This is a genomic window from Priestia abyssalis (genome assembly GCF_002019595.1).
Taxonomy (GTDB): domain Bacteria; phylum Bacillota; class Bacilli; order Bacillales; family Bacillaceae_H; genus Bacillus_BA; species Bacillus_BA abyssalis.
This window is the reverse complement of record NZ_KV917369.1, coordinates 2,179,797-2,202,050: the sequence shown is the minus strand read 5'-3', so window position 1 is coordinate 2,202,050 and position 22,254 is coordinate 2,179,797. Positions and strand designations below refer to the sequence as shown.

The following is a 22,254-nucleotide window of genomic DNA, read 5'->3' as shown; positions in this document are numbered from 1 at the left end:
ATGATCAATGTGTATTCTGTTCCCTAATCCACATTAGTAGAAATGCTTCTGCATCAGCTGCTGGAAAGTACCATTTTCCACCGATTTTGTATTTCGGAAATCGTTTATCATAAAAGAATTTTTCTTTTATGGTATTTTCACTCATGCATGTTTGACGACAGAGTTCTTTCATATCCCAAAGAGTGCGTCGTCTCTCAATGTGTTGGAGACGTTTTTGCAACTCTTCGATAAATATTTTTTCAATTTCCTTTTCATCCAGTTGTACTGCAATCACGAAATCCTACTCCCCTTTTTTTTAAATTGTTGGTTATCTTCCTCGAATAGATATTCAAGACTTCGATCAGGAAAAAAATGATCTTTGATTCTCAAGGCCTCGTCATAGTAAAAGCGATATTTACCATTTACTTTGTCGTTGACTGTTGCATACCGAAGATTTAAAAAGTCTGCAATATCAACACACGTGATGCCTTCTCTTGCCATTTCAGCGCGTAAATTTCTGTGCATTTTATTTAGCACCTCCCAAAAGAACGCAATTTCGTTCTTGTGATATCTAAAAATATAAACGCAATTTCGTTTGATGTCAACTAAAAAACTGACCTAAAAAACGAAATTTCGTCCTTATTTTCTTTACATACTCAATTTCATAGTTTATTATTATGTCATGAACGATATTTCGTATATAATGGCAATAAAAGGAGAATTAGCAAAGTGGATAAAAGAACTGAAGTGATAGAAAGTTTAATAACTGAGACAGGATTAAGTAAGAAAGCTTTTGCTGAAAAAATCGGATTGCCACCTACGACTTTAAGATCAATGTTACAGAGGGGTGTTGGAAATGCCTCTGTAGATAATGTAATTAAAGTATGTAAAGGACTAGGAATCACTACTGAAGAATTAGAAAAAATGGCTGAAGGGGAAAAATTAGATAAAAACGTAGATTCACTTCCGGAACTAAATCAAAAGGATGAAAAATCTATCCAAAAAGAACTTCAAAAAATGATCGATGGTTTATCCAATAATAGCGGATATGCTGCTTTTGATGGGGGAACTTTAGATGACATGGATGAAGAGGACAAAGAACTTTTAATAGCAAGTCTCGAGAATTCTTTAAGGTTAGCAAAAAGATTAGCCAAAGAAAAATTCACTCCAAAAAAATATCGTAAATAGAGAGAGGTTATATTGATGGAGTCGGTTCTTGAAAAAATTGAAGAACTTATTAACAAATATGGTACCAACTGCCCTTTTAAAATAGCCAAACACTTGGATATCGAAATAGTATACGAAGATTTAGGAAAAGTGTTTGGCTATTTTAATCAATTCTGCAGAGTTAAAATTATCCACATTAACGAAAAAGCCACAGACTATCAAAAAATGTTTATTTGTGCTCATGAATTAGGCCATGCTATTTTTCATCCTGACGCAAATACACCTTTTTTGAAGAGAAATACCCTATTTTCAACTGATAGGATTGAAGTTGAAGCGAATTTATTTGCAGTACACCTGTTATTTTCAGAACATTTCTTCAATGACCAACTAAGTCTACGTGATGCTGTAGAATTATACGGGATTCCAGAAGAATTCATCTTAAAACAATTTGAAAGGAGAATAATTTATGGCAACCTTTCACAAATATAAAAAAAAGGGATCTAATAAAGATTTTTGGGAATATCGAATATATTACCAGGACCCTATAACACGAAAAACAAGGGAAAAATCGAAGAAGGGATTCACCAGTAAACCGGAAGCAAAATTAGCAGCCGAGGAAATGGAACGTAAATTACGAGAAGGTATACTTGAAACAGACGAATCATTAAAAACGTGGTTAGATACATGGCTAAAAGAATACAAAAAAGGTACAGTTGCAAAAGGTACTTTCGATAAGCACGAACTGAATATTAGAACTCGAATACTCCCCTATTTTCAAGACATTCTTCTGAAAGATGTTAAGCCAGTATTATACCAAAAATTTATTAATCATCTTGGGGAACGATTTAGTCGAGAAACTGTCAAGATTGTACACAGTACAATGCACAATGCACTCGAAAAGGCTGTAACACTTGGAAAGATTTCTAAAAATCCATGTAATGGTGTAGAAATTAGAGGAGAAAAGAACAAAAGAGAAATACAATTTATTGAATCCGAATATATATCAAATTTTTTAAAAGAAGCATATCAATATGGATACATTTATTGGATTTTCTTTAAAGTTCTAATTGAGACAGGAATGCGAAAAGGTGAAGCCGCTGCTCTTCAATGGACGGATATCGACTTAAAAAACAAAATGATAAACATTAATAAATCTTTAGACTTTCAAGCAGCTGCCAAAGATCCAAAAGAAATGTTTATTGGAACAAAAACATCTAATTCTGTGAGAAAGATTACAATAAGTCAATCCCTAGCTAATGACTTACATTTTCACAAAAAATATCAAAATCAAAATAAACTTTCCCTTAAAGAGAATTATCGTCACGATTTAAATTTAGTTTTATGTCGTAATGATGGTAATTACATGCCTAAAACAAGTCTTTTTAATGCTTTTTCTCGAATTTTAAAGAAATGTGAATTACCTTCTCTACCTATTCATTCTTTGAGACATACCCATGCAGTTTTACTCTTAGAGGCTGGAGCAGACATGAAATATATACAAGAACGATTAGGCCATGGCAGCATTCAAATTACTTCTGATGTTTATTCACATATTAGTAAAAAGATTGAAGAAAGCACAATGAACAAATTTGAAGATTACATGAAAAACGTACTTGAATAATTTTTTTGTAAAAAAATCGGGCGAAAATCGGGCACCCATAAAAATAGGCGGAAAACTATTTAGATCGCCCGACATAAAAAAAGCCCCGATACCAGAGGTACCAAGGCTTTGAATGATTAGAATTTATTTTGATAGTTTACTAATTCCCACGTATGAACCGCTGTACGATAGCTGTCCCACTCTGCTTTTTTCATGTCGACATATTCGCCGAATACGTGATCGCCTAATGTGTTACGTGCTAATTCGCTGTCTTTCAATTCGTTTACAGCTGCTTCCAAGCTGCCTGGAAGATTTTCAATACCAAGCTCTGCACGGCGCTCTTCAGACATATGGAAAATATCTTCGTCGATTGATGCTGGTGCCTTCAATCCTTTTTCAATACCTTCAAGACCCGCTGATGCGATTACTGCAAATGTTAAATAAGGGTTAGAAGATGGATCTGGACAACGAAGCTCAACACGAGTTGCCATTCCTTTCTTCGCAGGAATACGAATCAATGCAGAACGGTTTGATGCAGACCATGCGATATAGCAAGGAGCCTCATAGCCAGGTACTAAACGCTTGTAAGAGTTTACAAGTGGATTCGTAACCGCCGCAAAACCTTTCACGTTTTCAATTAAACCACCAATAAACTGATACGCTGCTTCAGAAAGTTGAAGCTCATCTGTTGGATCAAAGAATGCATTCTCGCCGTCTTTGAAGAAAGACATATTCACATGCATTCCAGAACCGTTAATGCCGAATACTGGTTTTGGCATGAATGTCGCATGTAAACCGTATTGGCTTGCAATTGTTTTAACTACCCACTTGTAAGTAGTAGCTTTGTCCGCTGCACCTAAAGCGTCTGCATATTTGAAGCTAAGTTCATGTTGACCTTCAGCCACTTCATGGTGAGATGCTTCAATTGTAAAGCCCATCGCTTTTAATGCACGGTAAATTTCTAAACGAACGCGCTCGCCAAGGTCCTTTGGAGATGGAGCAAAATAACCTGCGTTATCGCCAAGTTCCATTGTCGGATTTCCATTCTCATCAGCTTTGAAAAGGAAGAATTCTAATTCTGGTCCGACAGAGATTGTGTAGCCGTGTTCTGCAGCACGATCAACCGTTTTCTTTAATACGTTACGAGTATCACCTTCAAATAACGTTCCGTCCGGGTTTGCTACAGAGCAAAGGAAACGAGCTTCAGCATATCCCTCTTCTACTGTCCAAGGCAGTACAGCAAATGTATTTAGATCCGGCAAAAGATAAAGGTCCGATTTATTGATTGGAGAGAATCCTTTAATAGAAGAACCGTCAAACATTTGCTTTCCTTCTACTACATCATCTAGCTGTTCAACCGTTACAGTGATATTTTTTAAGATTCCTTCGATGTCAACGAATTGTAAATGAATTAATTCTACACATTTGTTTTTAATCGTTTCTTTAATTTGCTCAAGAACCGCTGTGTCATTTTTCATTTCAGAAAGCATTGTTTGTCCCATGTTAGATAACCTCACATTCAACGTCGTAATTTATAACATGTGTTTATTATATTGAATGTTTTATCATTTGACAATACTTTTTCTTTATTTTCTCTTAAAATTTTCTGTATATTTATAATATTAAATGAGAAAACGCTTCCAATGTTCGGGAATTACGATAACCTACCAATAAACGACTTTTATCAAAGATTATCATTCGTCTTTTACTTCCGAAGTTATTTTTTCTCTCTATCATTACTTGTCATTGCATTCATTTTTATCCAGTTAAGCGATTGAAAATTTACTTGATCACGAAAATACGTACTTTTTAGCAATGAAGATATATCATATAAAACCCCCATTATTTGAAACCATTTCCAAAATAAAACGTATATCTTATTATCAGCTTTCAGATAAGGAGAAACGGAAATGAAAAAAACAAATAAAATGATGAGCGGAGTCTTGACCGCACTGGTCGCAGGCAGCATGGCCGGATGCAACTCCAATTCAACCATGCCAGATGAGTATAATTTAGAAAAACCTTCATTCGAGGCTGAGATGACATTTGAATCCAATACATCATACGAACAAACGGAAAGCCACCTTTTTGAAGAAAATGAAACCACCCATCCCCCAGCCATTGAGGAATCCTTTCCAATAGATATAGAAACAGAAGTGGATGATAACGAAAGCTTCGAGATAGAGTATGAAGAGATAGAACAAACAGAAAACGATATGTATATGGAAGAAACATTAACCGACCCTCCAACGGACTCGGATTGTTCTTACTGGGAATGGGATCAGGAAACAGAGGCTTATTATTGCGAAGATATGGACTCTTCATATGCAAATCATTATTTTTACGGCGGACATTATTATGCAAACCAACACGCCTTAATGAGCAACCCCAACTATCAATCATCTATGGACAGCTACCAATCTAGCAGCTCCAGCTCTTACAAATCTGGCATCGGCAGCGGATCTCCGGGTGGATTTGGAGGTTGATGTGAACATACAAAAAGGTCAGCCTTTCAAGCAGGCTGACCTTTCTTTAGATGACCATCTTTTTATCGGAATTTAATTGTACTTCCTGTTCTTGAATATCAAGCTTTTGGTTTTTTTTGATTCTAAAATGATAGATAGCGTAACAAGCAAGCATGAACGGGATACCGCAATATAGTGCCATGCGTTGTTCTGCATCAAAAGCCAAGCTAATTAATACAACGCTGTTTAATGTTAAAGCTAATCCAGGAAGGAACGGATACAACGGTGTTTTAAACTTCAAATCTTCCACCCTTCCACCTTGACGGATGTATTTTCTTCTGAATGCAAGCTGTGAAGCTGTAATGGCAATCCATCCGACTTGCGCTCCAAGTCCCGCTACCGACAGAAGCCATACAAATACGGTTTCGGCAGCAACAACACTTGAAAGAAGCGATAACAAAGCAATGCCCAATGTCAAAAGCAATGCGTTCATCGGAACGCCGCGATGATTCACTTCTCCAAGCTTTTTCGATGCCATTCCTTCTTTTGAAAGAGAGTAAAGCATACGTGTCGCTGCATAAAGTCCGGAGTTTCCAACAGACAAGAGTGCCGTTAAAATAATAAAATTCATAATATCAGCAGCATATGGAACACCAATACTGTCTAACACAACTACAAACGGGCTCTCCACCACTCCCGCTTTTTCCATCGGAATCATTGCTGCCACAATCGCCACGGATAATACGAAAAAGACAAGCGTACGCCAAACCGTTTGTTTAATAGAACGCGGAATCGTTTTTTCCGGATTCTCACTTTCTCCTGCAGCGATCCCTATCAACTCCGTTCCTTGGAAGGAAAAGTTAACAGTAATCATCGTAATCAACAGCGCGGTGATTCCATTCGGAAAAAGACCTTCAGAAAAGAAATTGGAGAAAAACGGTGCTTCTTGCCCGTCTTTCATGTCGATTAATCCAAACATTGCCGCACCGCCAAGAATGATGAACATAATAATAGCCACAACTTTAATGCTCGAAAACCAAAATTCCGCCTCACCGAATGCTTTAGCCGATAAAGCATTTAACAAAAACAACAGCGAAGCAAACAGCGCACACCACATCCAAATCGGCGAATCCGGAAACCACCTTTGCATCAATTGCCCTGCAGCTAAAAACTCTAGCGCTACCGTCACTGCCCATCCGAGCCAATAAAGCCATCCGATAGCAAAACCGGTCGCAGGACCGATAAACTTCGTCGTATACGTTTGAAAGGAACCAGATACCGGCATCGCCACCGAAAGCTCTCCTAAACACAGCATCGTTAAATACATAATAAACCCGCCTACTAAATAGGCAATAATGGCACCAATAGGACCCGCTTCGTTAATGGTATAGCCTGATCCGAGAAAAAATCCAGTTCCAATAACTCCCCCTAATGAAATCATGAATAAATGCCTTGATTTCATCGTTCGCTTTAATTCATGCGTTTGATGCTGTTCGATGTTCATTGAATCTCTCCTTTTCTGACAAAAACAAGAATGCGCTTACACAAAGAAAATGAATATACTTTTCAGATGATTCTTTCTACACTAAACATTTATGCAAGTTTTATGCCAGATTCAAAAACTTGAAATGTTAACATTCTTTGAACAAATCTGCCAAATAAATAGGCATTTCGCCAAATTTTTTGGCAGGGAAACGCCAAATTTTTAAATCGTAATATCTTCCATAAAAATCGGGGCTTTTTCACCGCTCCACGAAGAAACGGCTTGCATACTATAGAAGAAAATCTTATATACAATGGAGAGAAAAAAATGAAGAAAGATTATCAACGATGGACAAAACTGCCTTATGCAGGCGAATCGTCTCCTCCCTCAAATCCAGAGGAACCACTAGCAAACTCGTGGAATCTATTTTTCTTCAAACTGCGTAAAGACGGAAAATTAATGACCCTTGATGAAAAAAAGTGACTTTAACGATTCGTCACCCTAAAAAAATCGATTGGAATAAGGAACTTGAGGTCGTTCAGCAAACCTTAACAAAGATTACTCCGTCTGAAACGCAAATCGCGAAATATTGGGGAACTGGAGCACCCACGAAACAATTTACACCCATTATTGACCGACTCATTGACACATATGGCGTCCCCGCAGCAAAAGCAGCGCGGATTTTAGCATGTATTCACGCTGCTATAAATGATACGCTGGTCATCACATGGTATTACAAGTTCAAATGGATGGTCGCCCGTCCCAATCAGCTCGATGCTGATTTAGAAACGATCGTATGCACCCCGCGCCATCCTTCTTATCCGGCAGGACACGGAACAGTGGCGGGCTGCTGCGAAGAGATGTTAAGCTATTTCTTTCCAGCCGAAAAGCAGCAACTGCGCAAACTTGCCGAAGAATGTGCCGACTCCCGTTTATATGCCGGTGTCCATTTTCCAAGTGATAATACCGAAGGACTTGAGCTGGGGAGACAAATAGCAAAATTGATCATTAAACAACTAAAGAAGCAAAAGAACAGTAAGCATGGCGTAATCGACACTCCGTATTCAAACAACCTTCACGCCGAGTTAATGCCTCCTCCATATGAACAAGTGATTCCCTTTGACTTCCAGACAAAATGCCAATCACGGGTAAAAAGTGAACCAGCTTTACTATCTGCTCAAGATGACGAGAAACCGCATGGGGTCGACGAGGAATAAAAAAGCTGCACCCCAATTGTTAGTGCCTAACAATTGGGGTGCAACTCATTTACCCATTATCTATTATACCCAGCCTCTAAAACGTGATGCCTCAGCTACTTTACGAATTCCAACCATATAAGCCGCTAAACGCATGTCAACTTTATGGGATTGGGCCGTTTGATAAATGCTGTCAAAAGAGTCAACCATCACTTTTTTCAGCTTTTCTGCAACTTCTTCTTCCGGCCAATAATACCCTTGGTTATTTTGAACCCATTCAAAATAAGATACGGTAACACCGCCTGCGCTCGCCAAAATATCTGGTACAAGAAGGATGCCTTTTTCAGATAAAATCTTCGTCGCTTCCAGTGTTGTCGGCCCATTTGCCGCTTCCACGACGATAGATGCTTGAATGCGATCCGCATTTTCTGCCGTAATTTGGTTTGAGATAGCTGCCGGAACTAAAATATCACAATCCAATTCCAGCAACTCTTCATTTGTAATCGTGTTTTTAAAGAGCTGTGATACTGTCCCAAAACTATCACGTCGGTCTAATAAATAGTCAATATCAAGACCGTTCGGATCATGAAGGCCGCCGTATACATCTGAAATCCCGATGACCTTCGCTCCTGCGTCATGCATGAACTTGGCCAAGAAACTTCCGGCATTCCCGAATCCCTGGATAACGACACGAGCCCCCTGCAAATCGATGCCCTTTTTCTTCACCGCTTCTTCAATACAAATGGTCACACCGCGTGCCGTTGCTGTTTCACGCCCATGAGATCCACCCAGCACAAGCGGTTTACCTGTAATAAAACCGGGAGAATCAAACTCGCGAAGACGACTGTATTCATCCATCATCCATGCCATAATTTGTGAGTTTGTATAGACGTCCGGTGCCGGAATATCTTTTGTCGGCCCCACAATCTGACTGATGGCACGTACATATCCACGGCTTAGACGCTCAAGCTCACCGAATGACATTTTGCGTGGGTCGCAAACGATTCCGCCTTTCCCGCCCCCGTATGGAAGATTGGCTATTCCGCATTTTAAGCTCATCCAAATCGATAAGGCCTTCACTTCATCTTCACTCACTTCCGGATGAAAACGAACTCCGCCTTTTGTCGGTCCTACAGCATCATTATGCTGGGATCGATATCCTGTGAATACTTTTACCGTTCCGTCGTCCATGCGTACCGGAATGCGAACCGTTAATAAACGAACCGGTTCTTTCAGCAATTCGAATACTTCTTCTGTATAACCTAATTTATTCAAGGCGTTTTCAATAACCGTTTGAGTGGAGTAAAATAAATTTAGTGATTCTTTCTCTTGTTTTTGTTCTTTTGACATCGTATTTAATACCGTTTCAGCAGGCATCCTTCACACCTCATACATTATGATAGAATATTGGGTTCAACCAAGACAAAAATCTCCTTTTACATTAAGCAGATAGGACGCGGTTGATTTTTTCAATCGCCCAGTCTAAGTCCTCTTTCGAAATAACTAGAGGCGGCGCGAAGCGAATGACCGTATCATGTGTTTCTTTGCATAATAGGCCTTCTTCTTTCAACTTTTCGCAATATGGTCTTGCCGCTTCAGTTAATTCCACTCCAATGAATAATCCTCTTCCGCGTACTTCTTTAATAATTGGGTTATTGATTTCTGATAATTTTTGTTTGAAATACTCTCCTAATTCTAGTGAGCGCTGTGATAAGCCCTCTTCTTCAAGAACTTCCAACGCCGCAACAGATACAGCGCAAGCCAACGGGTTTCCTCCGAATGTCGAACCGTGAGACCCAGGGTTAAAGACGCCTAAAATATCTTTATTTGCTACGACACAAGAAATCGGAAATACACCACCTCCGAGCGCTTTTCCTAAAATCAGCATGTCAGGCTCTACACCTTCCCATTCGCATGCAAACATTTTCCCTGTACGTGCAAGCCCTACTTGAATTTCATCTGCGATGAATAATACTTGCTGCTCCTTACATAATTCGGAGGCTGCCTTCAAAAATCCTTCTGGAGGTAAAACAATTCCCGCTTCTCCTTGAATTGGCTCGATTAAGAATGCAGCAGTATTCGGTGTAATTGCCGCCTTCAATGCCTCAAGGTCTCCATACGGAATTAATTTAATACCTGGAAGCATCGGACCGAATCCTCTTTGATATTCCGCTTCTGACGATAAAGAAACCGCTGTCATAGTACGGCCGTGGAAGTTGCCGACACATGCAATGATTTCCGCTTGATTATCCGCGATTCCTTTCACTTCGTAGCCCCAGCGGCGAGCTGCTTTGATGGCCGTTTCAACCGCTTCTGCACCTGTGTTCATCGGAAGAGCCATATCCTTGTTTGTTAATTGACAAATTTTCTCGTACCAAGGACCAAGTTGATCGTTATGGAATGCACGCGATGTTAATGTCACACGGTCGGCCTGCTCTTTTAATGCTGCAATGATTTTAGGATGACGGTGGCCCTGGTTGACTGCTGAATATGCACTTAACATATCCATATATTCTTTTCCTTCCGGATCTTTTACCCACACACCTTCTGCTTCCGAAATAACGATTGGCAGCGGATGATAGTTATTCGCACCAAATTTTTGAGTTTGATCAATAATTTTTGTCGTTTTTGTAGTAGTTGTCATTTTTAGTTCCTCCCTCAAAGTCTTTTGTTTTGAAGAGAGGGAGCATCAAGAGCTCCCCTCTCAAATTCATATATCACTTTATAGATTATAGCATTTCAGACGTTGTTTTCGCTTGCATATGAAGAAGCAAGTAATCAGGGCCGCCCGCTTTCGAATCCGTACCGGACATGTTGAATCCGCCGAATGGCTGGTAGCCTACGATGGCGCCTGTGCATCCGCGGTTGAAGTATAAGTTTCCGACATGGAATTCTTCACGTGCACGCTCGATGTGTTCGCGGTTGTTGGACACAAGCGCACCAGTTAATCCGTAATCCGTGTTGTTGGCGATTTCCATCATATGATCAAAATCACGTGCTTTGCAGAACGCCACAACCGGACCGAAGATTTCTTCTTGCATTAAACGAGAGTCTTGGTCAAGGTCCGCAAAAATCGTCGGCTGGATGAAGTAGCCTTTGGAATCGTCTCCTTCACCGCCTGTCATCAGCTTGCCTTCTTCTTTCCCGATTTCAATGTACTTCATGATTTTGCTGTATGATCTGTCATCAATCACTGGCCCCATGTATGTGTTCACATCTTCCGGGTTGCCAAGAGTTAATGTTTTCGTTAACGCGACCGCTTTTTGCAGCACTTCATCATACACGTCTTGGTGAACGACTGCACGGGAACCTGCGGAGCATTTTTGACCGGAGAAGCCGAAAGCCGAGTAGACGATCGACGATGCCGCTAAATCCAAGTCTGCATCTTTATCGATCACCATCGTATCTTTACCGCCCATTTCAGCGATGACACGTTTCAACCAGATTTGACCTGGATGTACTTTCGCCGCACGCTCATAAATACGGCAGCCCACTTCACGGGAACCTGTAAAGGATACGAAACGTGTTTTCGGATGATCGACTAAGTAGTCACCAATTTGGGAGCCGCTTCCCGGAACGAAGTTTAAGACGCCTGCCGGAAGGCCCGCTTCTTCCATCAATTCCACAAACTTCGCCGCAATGACCGGAGTCGAGTTAGCCGGTTTTAACAATACCGTGTTTCCAGACACGATGGCCGCTACCGTCGTTCCCGCCATGATGGCTAACGGGAAGTTGAATGGAGAAATGATGATTCCAACACCAAGCGGAATGTAATGGAATTGGTTGAACTCGCCTTCGCGGCTGTTGACTGGAATACCGTCTTTCAATTTCAGCATTTGGCGTGCATAAAATTCCAAGAAGTCAATCGCTTCCGCCGTATCAGCGTCGGCTTCCTTCCATGGTTTCCCGGCTTCTTTCACCAGGTAAGCCGAAAATTCATGTTTGCGGCGGCGCATGATGGCAGCGGCACGGAATAAAATGTTCGCACGGTGCTCAGGCTTCCACTTCTTCCATGTTTCAAATGTCGTCAATGCTGCCTGCATCGCTTTTTCCGCCAATTCTTGATCCGCCATCGAAACACTTCCGATTACTTCCTCTTTATTGGCAGGATTAATAGATACAACTTTTTGTTCAGTCGCAATGTATTCTCCGCCGATCACAAGCGGGTATTCTTTCCCTAATTGCGTTTGTACATATGCCAAAGCGTCCTGAAACGCCTTTTTGTTTTCTTCAATTGTAAAGTTCGTAAATGGTTCGTGTTTGTAAGGTACTGTCATGATTTGGTTCCTCCTAAACGAATTATGTTCTTCGCTAATATTATTATGCAAGTTACGTGCCAACTTTTTGAATTTCTGGTGACAAAATAATTTTTACATACAGAAAAACGGCTATTTATCGCTTATAATCCTTGTTATTACACGTTTTTTTCTAAAAAAATAGTGCAGAATCAGCAGAAAAAATTTTAACCTCCTTCTAATATGATCAATTTTTTGGCATTTTCAGTATGTAAAGTCTGTATTTTTCTATAAAATACAGCAAACTTTATTTGCATATGCATAATTTAATTGCACTAATTAATGCAAAATATGTTTGCAGAAACAAAAATATTATGCTAAAACTAAAAAGAAGACGTTGATATAAGGGAGAAACAGAATCATGGGAGAACATCAACAGACGCTTGAATACTTGCAATATGTTAATAAAATTTATGAAAGAATCTTGAACGAGGTAGACATTGGCCTTCACGCAGTAGACGAAACAGGAAAAACCATCATTTATAATAAAAAGATGGCAGAAATTGAATCGATGGATATCCAAGACGTATTGAACAAAAAGTTGATGGATGTATTCATGTTTACGGAAGAACAGGATAGTACGCTTGTACAAGCTTTACAAAACGGAAAAGAAGCGGTCAACGTAAAACAAACCTATTTTAATAACAAAGGAAAAGAGATTACGACCGTCAACCATACCTTTCCGATCATTGAAAACGGGTCCATTCAAGGAGCCGTTGAAATCGCCAAAGACGTGACCAAGCTTGAACGCCTCATTAAAGGAAATATGAAACGAAACGGCAATACGAGATTTACATTCGACAGCATCATCGGGAACAGTCCTGCTATTTATGAAGTAATCGAAAATGCGAAGCGGGCGACCAGAACTTCTTCTTATGTATTGATTGTCGGAGAAACGGGAACGGGAAAAGAATTGTTTGCACAAAGCATCCATAACGGGAGCAGCCGCTCTGCCGCTCCATTCATCTCACAAAACTGTGCCGCTCTTCCCGATAATTTAATCGAAAGCCTTTTATTCGGTACAAAACGAGGTGCTTTCACAGGTGCACTCGATCAGCCCGGATTATTCGAACAAGCAGAAGGCGGCACCCTTTTACTTGATGAAATCAACTCCTTAAACCCGGGGCTGCAGGCAAAATTGCTGCGGGCCCTGCAAGAAAAAACCATCCGACGAATCGGGGATACGAAAGATACTCCTATCGATGTAAGGGTCATTGCCAATATGAACGAGGATCCGATTGACGCCATCGCCAATAACCGAATGCGAAAAGACTTATACTACCGTCTTGGCGTCGTCACCTTGTTCATTCCCCCGCTTCGGGAGCGGAAAGAAGATATTTTACCGCTTGCGCAGCGTTTTATCGAAAAATATAATGTCCTATTTCAAATGGATGTAAAAGGAATGAATGAAGAGGTCCTCCAATCGTTCCTTTCTTATGATTGGCCCGGTAATGTCCGGGAACTCGAGCATATCATTGAAGCAGCGATGAACATTATGATGGATGAAGATATGATCATGTACGCTCATTTGCCATTTCAATACCGAAATAAATCGCAATTTAAAGAGAACGTTTCCCCTGCCTCAAACGTTCAATCATTCATTAACGCAAATGCGAATTCACCTGTCGACTTAAAAGCCCAAATGGATTCGTTTGAAAAATACTATATTGAACATGTTCTGAAGCAGCATCAATACAACATTTCCAAAACCGCCAAGCTGCTTGGATTAAGCCGTCAGAGCTTGCAGTATCGGATTAAGAAGCTTGAAATTGATGTCCATCACAAATTCTCTTAAATTATCTCTCAAAAAGAAGCGAACGGGTCAAACTTTTATCGTTCGCTTCTTTCCTATCTTGTTTTGCACGTCATTTCAGAAATCAATAAAGCGAAAATTTCTATTGATACTTCCTTTAGTTCCGCTATATTTTTACATTAAAATAAAGATAAATCAATTAAATGTATTAGTGGAAAGTATGTAACTGGAAGGAGAGATAGTAGCATATAAAACCAATCATGGCATCCTACAATATAAATTTTTCGGGACAATGTCTCGAATTAAAGAATTATGAATATAAAATAACAGAACTAATTTTATCAATCACATTTTTTAAGGGGGACCATTCAAATGATGGATTTAGGTTTATTATTAATACGGTTGGTCATCGGATTGGCGTTCATAGGTCATGGGACTCAAAAATTATTCGGTTGGTTTGGCGGTTATGGACTTAAAGGAACGGGAGGTTGGATGGAATCCATCGGAATAAAACCTGGCGTGACGATGGCTCTTTTAGCCGGTTTATCCGAGTTGATCGGCGGTGCGTTGTTTGCTGCAGGTCTTTTCACTGCCCTTGCCGCTGCATTAATCACTGTTACGATGATGGTCGCTATTGTAAAAGTTCATGCTCCAAATGGATTTTGGGTGTCTCAAAACGGTTATGAATTCAATCTTGTTTTAATCGCTGTTGTTATCGGTATCGCTTTAATCGGACCAGGGCAATACGCTCTTAGCGCCGTCTTGTTTTAACAATTTCCACATCAGAAAAAAGTCCCCTTTTTGGCTAAGGGGACTTTTTCTTATTTCTAACAAGTGTATCGATTTTCACCGTTTTACTCTTTTCCATACTTCTTCATTGGAATGACAATATCCATATTTTCTGCTGTTTCTAATGCTTTTTCGTACCCCGCATCCGCATGACGAATGACCCCCATGCCAGGATCTGTTGTCAGCACACGCTCTAATCTTTCTCTTGCCAAGTCCGTACCGTCTGCGACTACGACCATGCCCGCATGAAGCGAGTAGCCCATTCCGACGCCGCCGCCATGATGGAATGAAATCCATGAACCGCCGGCTGCCGTATTAACGAGTGCGTTTAAGAGTGCCCAGTCGCCCACTGCATCACTCCCATCTTTCATCGCTTCCGTCTCACGGTTCGGTGAAGCGACCGATCCGCAGTCCAAATGATCGCGGCCGATGACGACAGGTGCTTTCAATTCACCCTTTTTCACCAATTCATTGATGGCCAGCCCCATCTTTACGCGCTCGCCATAGCCGAGCCAACAAATACGGGACGGCAGACCTTGGAAACTCACTTTCTCTTTGGCCATCTCAATCCAGCGCAGCAGCGGTTCGTTATCCGGAAACAACTCTTTCACTAATTGATCGGTACGATAAATGTCCTCCGGATCTCCCGATAGAGCTGCCCAGCGGAATGGTCCTTTCCCTTCGCAAAATAACGGGCGGATATAGGCAGGAACAAAGCCCGGGAAATTAAAGGCATCGGCTACTCCTTCATCTAATGCCACCTGGCGGATGTTATTGCCGTAATCAAATACGATTGCACCGCGTTTTTGGAATTCGAGCATCGCTTTGACATGCGCCGCCATACTCTGTTTCGAACGGCGAACATACTCATCAGGCTGTTCTAATCGCAGGACGGCCGCTTCTTCAAGTGTCATCCCCGCCGGTACATAGCCGTTTAACGGATCATGCGCAGATGTTTGATCTGTCACGATATCAATATGAATGCCTCGTTTTAATAGTTCATGATGAACTTCCGCTGCATTTCCGATCAGCCCGATTGACAGTGCTTCTCCTTTTTCTTTTGCTTCAAACGCCCATAACAAGGCTTCATCCAACGAATCGGTCATCCGATCACAATAATTCGTATCCAAACGTTTTTGGATGCGTGATGGATCCACATCGACCGCCAGCACGACACCTTCATTCATCGTAACTGCCAGCGGCTGCGCACCTCCCATGCCTCCTAAACCGGCTGTCAACGTTAACGTCCCTTTTAACGAACCGCCGAAATGCTTTTTCGCTAACGCCGCAAACGTCTCATATGTTCCCTGCAAAATCCCTTGCGTTCCGATATAGATCCAGCTTCCCGCCGTCATTTGGCCGTACATTATCAGCCCTTTTTTATCGAGTTCATGGAAGTGCTCCCAATTGGCCCATTTCGGTACGAGAACAGAGTTGGATAAGAGCACTCTTGGCGCATGCTTATGTGTTTTGAACACTCCGACCGGTTTCCCCGACTGGATGAGCATCGTTTCATCGCTTTCCAGGTCACGCAATGTCCGAACAATCGCATCAAACGATTCCCAATTGCGGGCTGCTTTCCCGATTCCGCCGTAGACGACAAGGTCTTCCGGTTTTTCGGCGACCTCCGGGTCCAAATTGTTATAAAGCATACGCAATACAGCCTCTTGCTCCCAGCCTTTACATTCAATCGCCAATCCCTTTTTGGCCTTTACGTTTCTCATTACTTTCTGATCCATTCTTATTCCTCCCTTAAATTTTTTTCGCGGGTAGGCTCCGTGAGACGAAAGCATGCCAGTCTATTTGCTGCAACCAGCTTGCCGCAGCCTCGATATCTTTTGAAAACACGCGGTCTTGCGTAATGCTTGGAATAACCTTTCTCGCTTCTTCAAACAGCGATTGTGTGAAGGGTGCCATTTTATCCTTTCCTCTATATTCGACTGCCTGCAAAGCGCAAATGAGTTCAATCGCCAATACCCTTCGGACGTTTTGAATGATTTGATGGGCATGCCGTGAACCAATTGTCCCCATGCTTACATGGTCTTCCTGATTCGCTGAAGATGGAATGGAATCAACGCTTGCAGGATGGGCGAGCGTTTTATTTTCAGAGACGAGTGAAGCAGCACAATATTGCATGATCATCGCCCCCGACTGCAACCCTGGTACAGGGCTCAAAAACGGCGGTAAATCATTCAGCTGCGGATTGACGAGACGCTCGATGCGTCGCTCTGAAATATTGGCAAGCTCAGCCACGGCGATTTTCATGAAATCCATCGCCAAGGCAATCGGCTGGCCGTGGAAGTTGCCCCCTGAGATGACCTTTTCACCGTCATCGAAAATGAGCGGATTATCGGTTGCCGCATTCATTTCAATCTCAAGCTTTTCTTTTACATAATCAAGCGCCTGCCATGATGCTCCGTGCACTTGCGGAATGCAGCGGAGAGAATACGCATCCTGCACCCTCAGCTCCCCTTGCTTTGTAATAAGCTGGCTCCCGCTGATCATTCGGCGAATCCGTTCCGCTACTTCCGATTGCTGGCAATAACCGCGTGCTTGATGAACATCCGGATCGAAGGCATCCTCAATCCCCTGAAGCCCTTCCAGCGTCAACGAAGCAATTGCCTCCGTTTGATAAGCAAGCTGTTCAGCTTCGATGTAATTGACAAGCCCCATCGCCGTCATCGCTTGCGTACCGTTAATTAATGCTAGCCCTTCCTTTGCCTTTAAAGTCAGCGGCACGATGCCTTCTTTCGATAAAGCCGTGATGGCTTCCACTCGCTCCCCCTTATAAAACACTTCACCTTCTCCCATTAATACAAGCGCCAAATGGGAAAGCGGCGCCAAATCTCCACTCGCACCAAGGGAACCTTGCTGGGGGATGACCGGATGGACATGCGCATTCAAAAGTTCAAGCAAGCGGTCAATGACAACCGGACGAACTCCAGAAAATCCTTTTAACAACGCATTGGCCCGAAGCAGGACCATCGCTCTGGACACTACTTCCGGAAACGGCTCACCCACTCCGCAAGCATGGGAGTGAATCAAATTCCATTGCAGCTGCTCCACATCATCTGAATCAATCAGCACATCACTGAACTTGCCGAAACCGGTTGTAATACCATACACGACTTTCTTTTGCTTCACGATGTTTTCAACCGCTTCCCGGCTCTTTTCCACTTTCTTTACACTATCGGCAGAAGCCGTCACAAACACATGATCAAACAACACTTTCTTCGCTTCTTCAATCGTTAAAGACTGACCCGTTAACACAATCATTTTTGACACCCCTCATCCCGCTTATTTAGAAGAAAACATAAAAAGGGGCCATATTGACAGACGTATCCCGTCGTCAATACAGCCCCCTATTACACTAGTAAACTATAGGCTTACATTATTTAAATGTGATTGATTCCAAGCCCGACTGCTTCATGTTCAAATCCGCGGACAGGCGCTCCAATTGTTCCATACACGGCGACTGCAATCCATTCGCCTTCTTCCTCATTTTCAAACGGTTGACCGCGAACGATGGAGAAACGAAGCCCTGCCGTCCTCAGCATCCCGCCAAGCTCCACTTGGCCGCGTGTCACTCCATGCATCGCTTCGATAATCGCGTGATACAGAGCATGCATTTCACGATAAATATCTGAATTGACCAATCCCTGTCTTTTCGCCGAAGTTTCAATCGCCGCTACAATTTTTTGCAGCTCCATCGAACCGACTTTTCCTTTCCCATAGCGCCAATTCATTCGCGCCAGCTCGCTTGTTAATGAGGATTCTTCCTCTTCTTCCGCGAACGCGTACATAATTGCATGGCGCCCAATTCTTTTATCAAACTGTTTCGTCATGATGCTACCTCTTTAAAATTTTCTAAATTCACTAATAACTTAATCTTATTTTAAGGTCACATGTGACATTCAGTCAATATTTTTTTACCAGATTTTACAAAGTTAGCAGAGCGCTATAGTAGTAAGATAAAGAACTAAACTATATAGATCGATTAGAACCTTTGTGAGCTTATTCAGGATGGAAGAACAGAAAGGCCTGCATAGAAGAAAGTCCGATAGAAAAGGTTAAAAAATTAATTTAGATTTATATATACAAAAAAGGCAGACGGGAAGGTATTCCACCTTCCCGTCTGCCTTTTTTATAGTTTAGTAAACAATATTAATATGCGAAATCAGAGAAACACTCGTCATTATAGTAAACAACTTGTGAAAGGATTTTGCACCCCTCCATTTTTTGAAATGCTTCTTTCGCTCCCGCTTCTGTGTCATACTCAAACATCGTCGTGTTCCCTTTTGAATACAATGTGATTACCCACATACAATATTGCCTCCATTTATTTTTCGTTTTTCTCCGCACACTGAATATATGATTCTTTTAAATGCAAGCGGAGTTCAAATCCCATATTCTAACAAATAAATTTCTTTACCTCAGTCATTCTAATCCATTTCGTCTCTAAATGTAAAGCATGTAAAAGCAACGTTCATAAAATTGCCTTTATTTCATTTTTATCCTATCACCGAACCAATCTCAGCATCTGTTTTCTTTGAAGCATTTGGTAATCTGGCCGGTCATTATTGTGACTGAACCTTTTGCAATACCTCTTCTTCTGTATGCCCTTGCTGTGACATTTTTGCCTGTTTCCATTTCCCGGCTCCCACTACTGCAGCAACGACCAATGCCTCAAATCCGTATTTAATCAAATCGTTTGCAAAAAAGTCTTGCATGAATGGTTCGCCTACAATCATTTTTGACGCCGTCCAGGCCAATACAGCAGAACCAATCGTGATGATCACAGGGAAACGTTCGACCCACTTTAAGATCAATGTACTTCCCCACATTACGACAGGTACAGAAATCAATAATCCTAACACAACAAGCAAAAAGCTTCCATGTGCTGCTCCTGCAACAGCCAGTACGTTGTCAAGCCCCATTAACGCATCAGCTATAATAATCGTTTTAATGGCCGCCCAAAAGCTGTTACCTGCCTTAACATCATGGCCTTTTTCTTCGACAAGCAGCTTATAAGCGATGAAGACTAAAAGAACTCCCCCCACTAAAAGTAAACCTGGGATTTTCAAGAGCCATACAACAGCCATCGTTGCAACGATCCTAATTAAAATTGCTCCAACTGATCCCCATATAATAACTTTCTTTTGCTGATGTTTCGGCAAATTCCTGGCAGCCAGACCAATAACAATCGCATTATCCCCCGCAAGAACTAAATCAATGACAACAATCGCTAAAAGGGCGGATAAAAACTCTGTGCTTAAAATTTCCATTCCTATTCCTCCTCAAAATATTGTTTGTACTATATAGACTAAAGAAATGATGGCGAAAAAAGCGGAACCTTTTTCTTTGAAGAGATTACTATAATAAGAAACACAGCTTAATGGGCCGATCCCCCTTCCGGTTTCCGGCAGACATCTTAAAAAAACGCAAAAAGACCCCTGCCGTTAATAGGCAAAGGTCTTGCTGAGCATAAATATGTATTATGCCAACAAAGCCGATGGATGTTGAATCCATGTAATGACGACTTTGTTTCAGGACGAACCTGACGCTACTCCCCTTCACGTGAGTACTATTTATATGATATGTGTATTTTAAAACAGACGGAATAAATTGTCAATCGCTATTCTGTCTATTTTACATCTCTTCAATCTCCTGATGAATTCAATTAACAAGTTTATTGTAGTAGAAAAAGAGAATCGTTGTAAAGGATAGATCTTTAAAAAGGATAAAATTCATTTCGTTCATTTTGTTTATTCACTTTTCCATGGAATCTGTACATCCATCAATGGTGCATGATGCTGAGCAGCGTGCATATCTGTTTCTCCGATACTGCCCTGGGCTCTTGGTCGTGGAATGGTTGCCTTGATAGCGTTTGCTGCATCAAAATAAACAAATGCAAGGATATCTTCTGCAGGAAGACTGTATAACTCGGCAATGAGTTCCTTGGTGATGACCCCCGCCGCTTTTACTGCTTCGTAATCTTCATTGCTTTTAAAAATAATGTCCATTGTTATTTCGAAAGGACCTGCATTTTTACTTCGGACAATCTTAGCAATATCTTTTAACGCTGCCACCTTAGTTGTTTCTCTTACTGCTGTCATTTGCACCATCGTCATACCTCCACATATTGAATTGGGAAAAGCTCTGTTGGGTTTTCAACTTCCATTAAGTGATATACATTAAACTTACAAACTTCTCCAAGCGGTATTTCCAATGGTGTAAAAGGGAGGGCAATATTTCCAGCTGTCGCCATTCTTCCCTCATAAGGACAATGCAGCATTTCTGTTCTGGCCCTGCTGCAAATAGCTGTTGCCATCTCCTGTGTTGGCGCAGCTACCTCTAAGATGACACACAGTTCGTGCGGGTTAGCATCTTTTATTGGCTCTAACTCACGCATCACACCATTTTTACCGAACTGGTGGAAAATCATTTGATAGCTTTCCCTTGAAATATCCGAGAAATATTCTTGAACCGTTCGTTCCACATGTGCAATAACATGATCGATTTGTCCGATAAGAATCGGGTCCCTCACACCTGCTATGTAAATGGATCTGTACCCCACACGCTTGGCGCCTTCCATTTTCACTGTATAAGCGGGCGCCGGGATAAACCTGCTTCCCGATACTTTAACACTGCGCTCTGTCAATTGTTCAAACTTCGCTTCGGATAAGTCCAGTGATCCCCCAGGCCCCGGAAGGATATACGGATGTGTTTTCTCATACAACGTGTGCGCAGACACGGAGTAAACCGTACATCTTTCCGCTGGATTTAACGGTTCAAGTACAAAATGGTCTCTTCTGAGTATACCCATGATGCTTTTGCCAGAAGGTTCCGCACAGATAGCGCCGCATTCCATTACTTTCCCCATGTGCCAGCATAAACCCGGATCAAATCCCTCTTTTATTCCAAGCGCTGCAAACGGCACAGGATCATAAGCACGGCCTGATATGATAATATCAATATCTTCATGTTCTTCCAATACTTTCAAAAAAGGTTCTACACCCATTTGAGCTACGATATTGGAGGCGGCAAGTACTTCTTCTGCTGTAAGAGGTTCTACCGGACCGCAAGGAGTCACCCTTCCGCCTTCGATTTGTTTTACAGCATACTCTTTTTTTACATCACTATAGATAGCCGCTATTTTGAAGTGATATCCCTTTTCCTTCGATATATCATGAATGATATCGATAAAAGCATCTACATGGTCGTTCGTTCCATCTCCGCCCGCCGAGCTGATAAATATCGGAATTTTCTTTTCATAGCCTGCTTCAAGCATAAAGGAAAGATCCTTATAATATGCTTCACGTGAACACGTCATAGACCCTAAACCAAGTTTGTGCGGCCCGCTGTCCGTTGAACCGGAGTCAATGACGATGACATCAGGATTCATCTCTACCCCTTTTTGAAACAAATCAATAGGAAAGCCGTAACCAAGCATACCTGCCGGCGTTAAAATTTTAATTTCCTCTTTCATTTTCCCATCCCCTATTTGTCTTGTTTTTCGCATCTCCC

The 22,254-nt window shown here is 41.6% G+C and carries 22 protein-coding genes; 8 read left to right on the top strand and 14 right to left on the bottom strand.

All coding sequences use genetic code 11. The features are described 5' to 3' along the window. Positions 1-4: 4 nt before the first annotated feature. Positions 5-274: a hypothetical protein gene (locus BK575_RS10100; protein WP_078410256.1), complete on the bottom strand. Its 270-nt coding sequence runs from the start codon at positions 272-274 to the stop codon at positions 5-7. Continuing rightward, positions 271-504: a DNA-binding protein gene (locus tag BK575_RS10095; protein WP_078410255.1), complete on the bottom strand. Its 234-nt coding sequence runs from the start codon at positions 502-504 to the stop codon at positions 271-273. The genes BK575_RS10100 and BK575_RS10095 overlap by 4 nt, the downstream gene beginning before the upstream one ends. A 204-nt stretch (positions 505-708) precedes the next feature. Between BK575_RS10095 and BK575_RS10090 the strand changes: the two genes are divergently transcribed. Genes BK575_RS10090 through BK575_RS10080 form a run of 3 tightly spaced genes read left to right on the top strand, consistent with a single transcriptional unit; the run spans position 709 to position 2,767 of the window. Beyond that, a complete protein-coding gene (locus tag BK575_RS10090; RefSeq protein ID WP_235867356.1) occupies positions 709-1,167 on the top strand; it encodes a helix-turn-helix domain-containing protein in 459 nt (152 codons plus the stop codon). Between the two features lie 15 nt (positions 1,168-1,182). Beyond that, positions 1,183-1,635: an ImmA/IrrE family metallo-endopeptidase gene (locus BK575_RS10085; RefSeq protein ID WP_078410253.1), complete on the top strand. Its 453-nt coding sequence runs from the start codon at positions 1,183-1,185 to the stop codon at positions 1,633-1,635. Further along, positions 1,613-2,767 (top strand): site-specific integrase, encoded by a 1,155-nt coding sequence (locus BK575_RS10080; RefSeq protein WP_078410252.1) that lies wholly within the window; start codon positions 1,613-1,615, stop codon positions 2,765-2,767. The genes BK575_RS10085 and BK575_RS10080 overlap by 23 nt, the downstream gene beginning before the upstream one ends. A 116-nt stretch (positions 2,768-2,883) precedes the next feature. On the opposite strand, the gene glnA is transcribed toward BK575_RS10080, so the two are convergent. Continuing rightward, the gene (gene glnA, locus BK575_RS10075; RefSeq protein ID WP_078410251.1) at positions 2,884-4,248 is read right to left on the bottom strand and encodes a type I glutamate--ammonia ligase; all 1,365 of its coding nucleotides are present in this window, start codon (positions 4,246-4,248) and stop codon (positions 2,884-2,886) included. Between the two features lie 408 nt (positions 4,249-4,656). On the opposite strand from glnA, the gene BK575_RS29000 reads away from it, so the two are divergent. Further along, positions 4,657-5,232 carry a hypothetical protein gene (locus tag BK575_RS29000; RefSeq protein WP_235867355.1) on the top strand — a complete coding sequence of 192 codons (576 nt, stop codon included), beginning with the start codon at positions 4,657-4,659 and terminating at the stop codon, positions 5,230-5,232. A 46-nt stretch (positions 5,233-5,278) separates the two neighbouring features. Here BK575_RS29000 and BK575_RS10065 read toward each other — a convergent pair whose 3' ends face one another. After that, positions 5,279-6,715, bottom strand: coding sequence for an amino acid permease (locus BK575_RS10065; RefSeq protein ID WP_078410250.1), 1,437 nt, complete (start codon positions 6,713-6,715; stop codon positions 5,279-5,281). A gap of 306 nt (positions 6,716-7,021) precedes the next feature. On the opposite strand from BK575_RS10065, the gene BK575_RS28485 reads away from it, so the two are divergent. Together BK575_RS28485 and BK575_RS10060 are read left to right on the top strand one after the other, a co-directional pair. Then, positions 7,022-7,177 (top strand): hypothetical protein, encoded by a 156-nt coding sequence (locus tag BK575_RS28485; RefSeq protein WP_169907701.1) that lies wholly within the window; start codon positions 7,022-7,024, stop codon positions 7,175-7,177. After that, entirely contained in the window at positions 7,174-7,911 is a 738-nt protein-coding gene (locus BK575_RS10060) for a vanadium-dependent haloperoxidase (protein ID WP_139368009.1), read from the top strand. Before BK575_RS28485 ends, BK575_RS10060 begins: the two co-directional genes overlap by 4 nt. Positions 7,912-7,974: 63 nt before the next feature. On the opposite strand, the gene BK575_RS10055 is transcribed toward BK575_RS10060, so the two are convergent. The 3 genes from BK575_RS10055 to pruA all read right to left on the bottom strand — a co-directional run bounded on the left by BK575_RS10055 (position 7,975) and on the right by pruA (position 12,167). Continuing rightward, a complete protein-coding gene (locus BK575_RS10055) occupies positions 7,975-9,240 on the bottom strand; it encodes a Glu/Leu/Phe/Val family dehydrogenase (protein ID WP_139368136.1) in 1,266 nt (421 codons plus the stop codon). Between the two features lie 91 nt (positions 9,241-9,331). Further along, a complete protein-coding gene (locus BK575_RS10050; protein ID WP_078410248.1) occupies positions 9,332-10,534 on the bottom strand; it encodes an ornithine--oxo-acid transaminase in 1,203 nt (400 codons plus the stop codon). Between the two features lie 85 nt (positions 10,535-10,619). Continuing rightward, a complete protein-coding gene (gene pruA / locus BK575_RS10045) occupies positions 10,620-12,167 on the bottom strand; it encodes an L-glutamate gamma-semialdehyde dehydrogenase (protein ID WP_078410247.1) in 1,548 nt (515 codons plus the stop codon). A 379-nt stretch (positions 12,168-12,546) separates the two neighbouring features. Between pruA and BK575_RS10040 the strand changes: the two genes are divergently transcribed. Beyond that, positions 12,547-13,980 (top strand): sigma-54 interaction domain-containing protein, encoded by a 1,434-nt coding sequence (locus BK575_RS10040; protein ID WP_078410246.1) that lies wholly within the window; start codon positions 12,547-12,549, stop codon positions 13,978-13,980. 330 nt (positions 13,981-14,310) lie between these two features. Further along, a complete protein-coding gene (locus BK575_RS10035; protein WP_078410245.1) occupies positions 14,311-14,709 on the top strand; it encodes a DoxX family protein in 399 nt (132 codons plus the stop codon). An 83-nt stretch (positions 14,710-14,792) separates the two neighbouring features. Here BK575_RS10035 and hutU read toward each other — a convergent pair whose 3' ends face one another. From hutU to BK575_RS10005, 7 genes are all read right to left on the bottom strand, one after another. After that, complete coding sequence (gene hutU / locus BK575_RS10030; protein ID WP_078414733.1) at positions 14,793-16,451, bottom strand: urocanate hydratase; 1,659 nt, start codon at positions 16,449-16,451, stop codon at positions 14,793-14,795. Positions 16,452-16,479: 28 nt separating this feature from the next. Continuing rightward, positions 16,480-18,003, bottom strand: coding sequence for a histidine ammonia-lyase (gene hutH / locus BK575_RS10025; protein ID WP_078410244.1), 1,524 nt, complete (start codon positions 18,001-18,003; stop codon positions 16,480-16,482). Positions 18,004-18,122: 119 nt separating this feature from the next. Continuing rightward, the gene (gene hutP / locus BK575_RS10020; protein WP_078410243.1) at positions 18,123-18,572 is read right to left on the bottom strand and encodes a hut operon transcriptional regulator HutP; all 450 of its coding nucleotides are present in this window, start codon (positions 18,570-18,572) and stop codon (positions 18,123-18,125) included. Between the two features lie 319 nt (positions 18,573-18,891). Then, on the bottom strand, positions 18,892-19,050 hold the full coding sequence (locus BK575_RS28480) for a hypothetical protein (RefSeq protein WP_162831911.1): 159 nt from the start codon (positions 19,048-19,050) through the stop codon (positions 18,892-18,894). Between the two features lie 254 nt (positions 19,051-19,304). Then, a complete protein-coding gene (locus tag BK575_RS10015) occupies positions 19,305-20,012 on the bottom strand; it encodes a TerC family protein (RefSeq protein ID WP_078410242.1) in 708 nt (235 codons plus the stop codon). 480 nt (positions 20,013-20,492) lie between these two features. Then, positions 20,493-20,852 carry a DUF4387 domain-containing protein gene (locus tag BK575_RS10010; RefSeq protein ID WP_235867353.1) on the bottom strand — a complete coding sequence of 120 codons (360 nt, stop codon included), beginning with the start codon at positions 20,850-20,852 and terminating at the stop codon, positions 20,493-20,495. A 2-nt stretch (positions 20,853-20,854) separates the two neighbouring features. Then, positions 20,855-22,216, bottom strand: coding sequence for an acyclic terpene utilization AtuA family protein (locus tag BK575_RS10005; protein ID WP_078410241.1), 1,362 nt, complete (start codon positions 22,214-22,216; stop codon positions 20,855-20,857). Between the last annotated feature and the right edge of the window lie 38 nt (positions 22,217-22,254).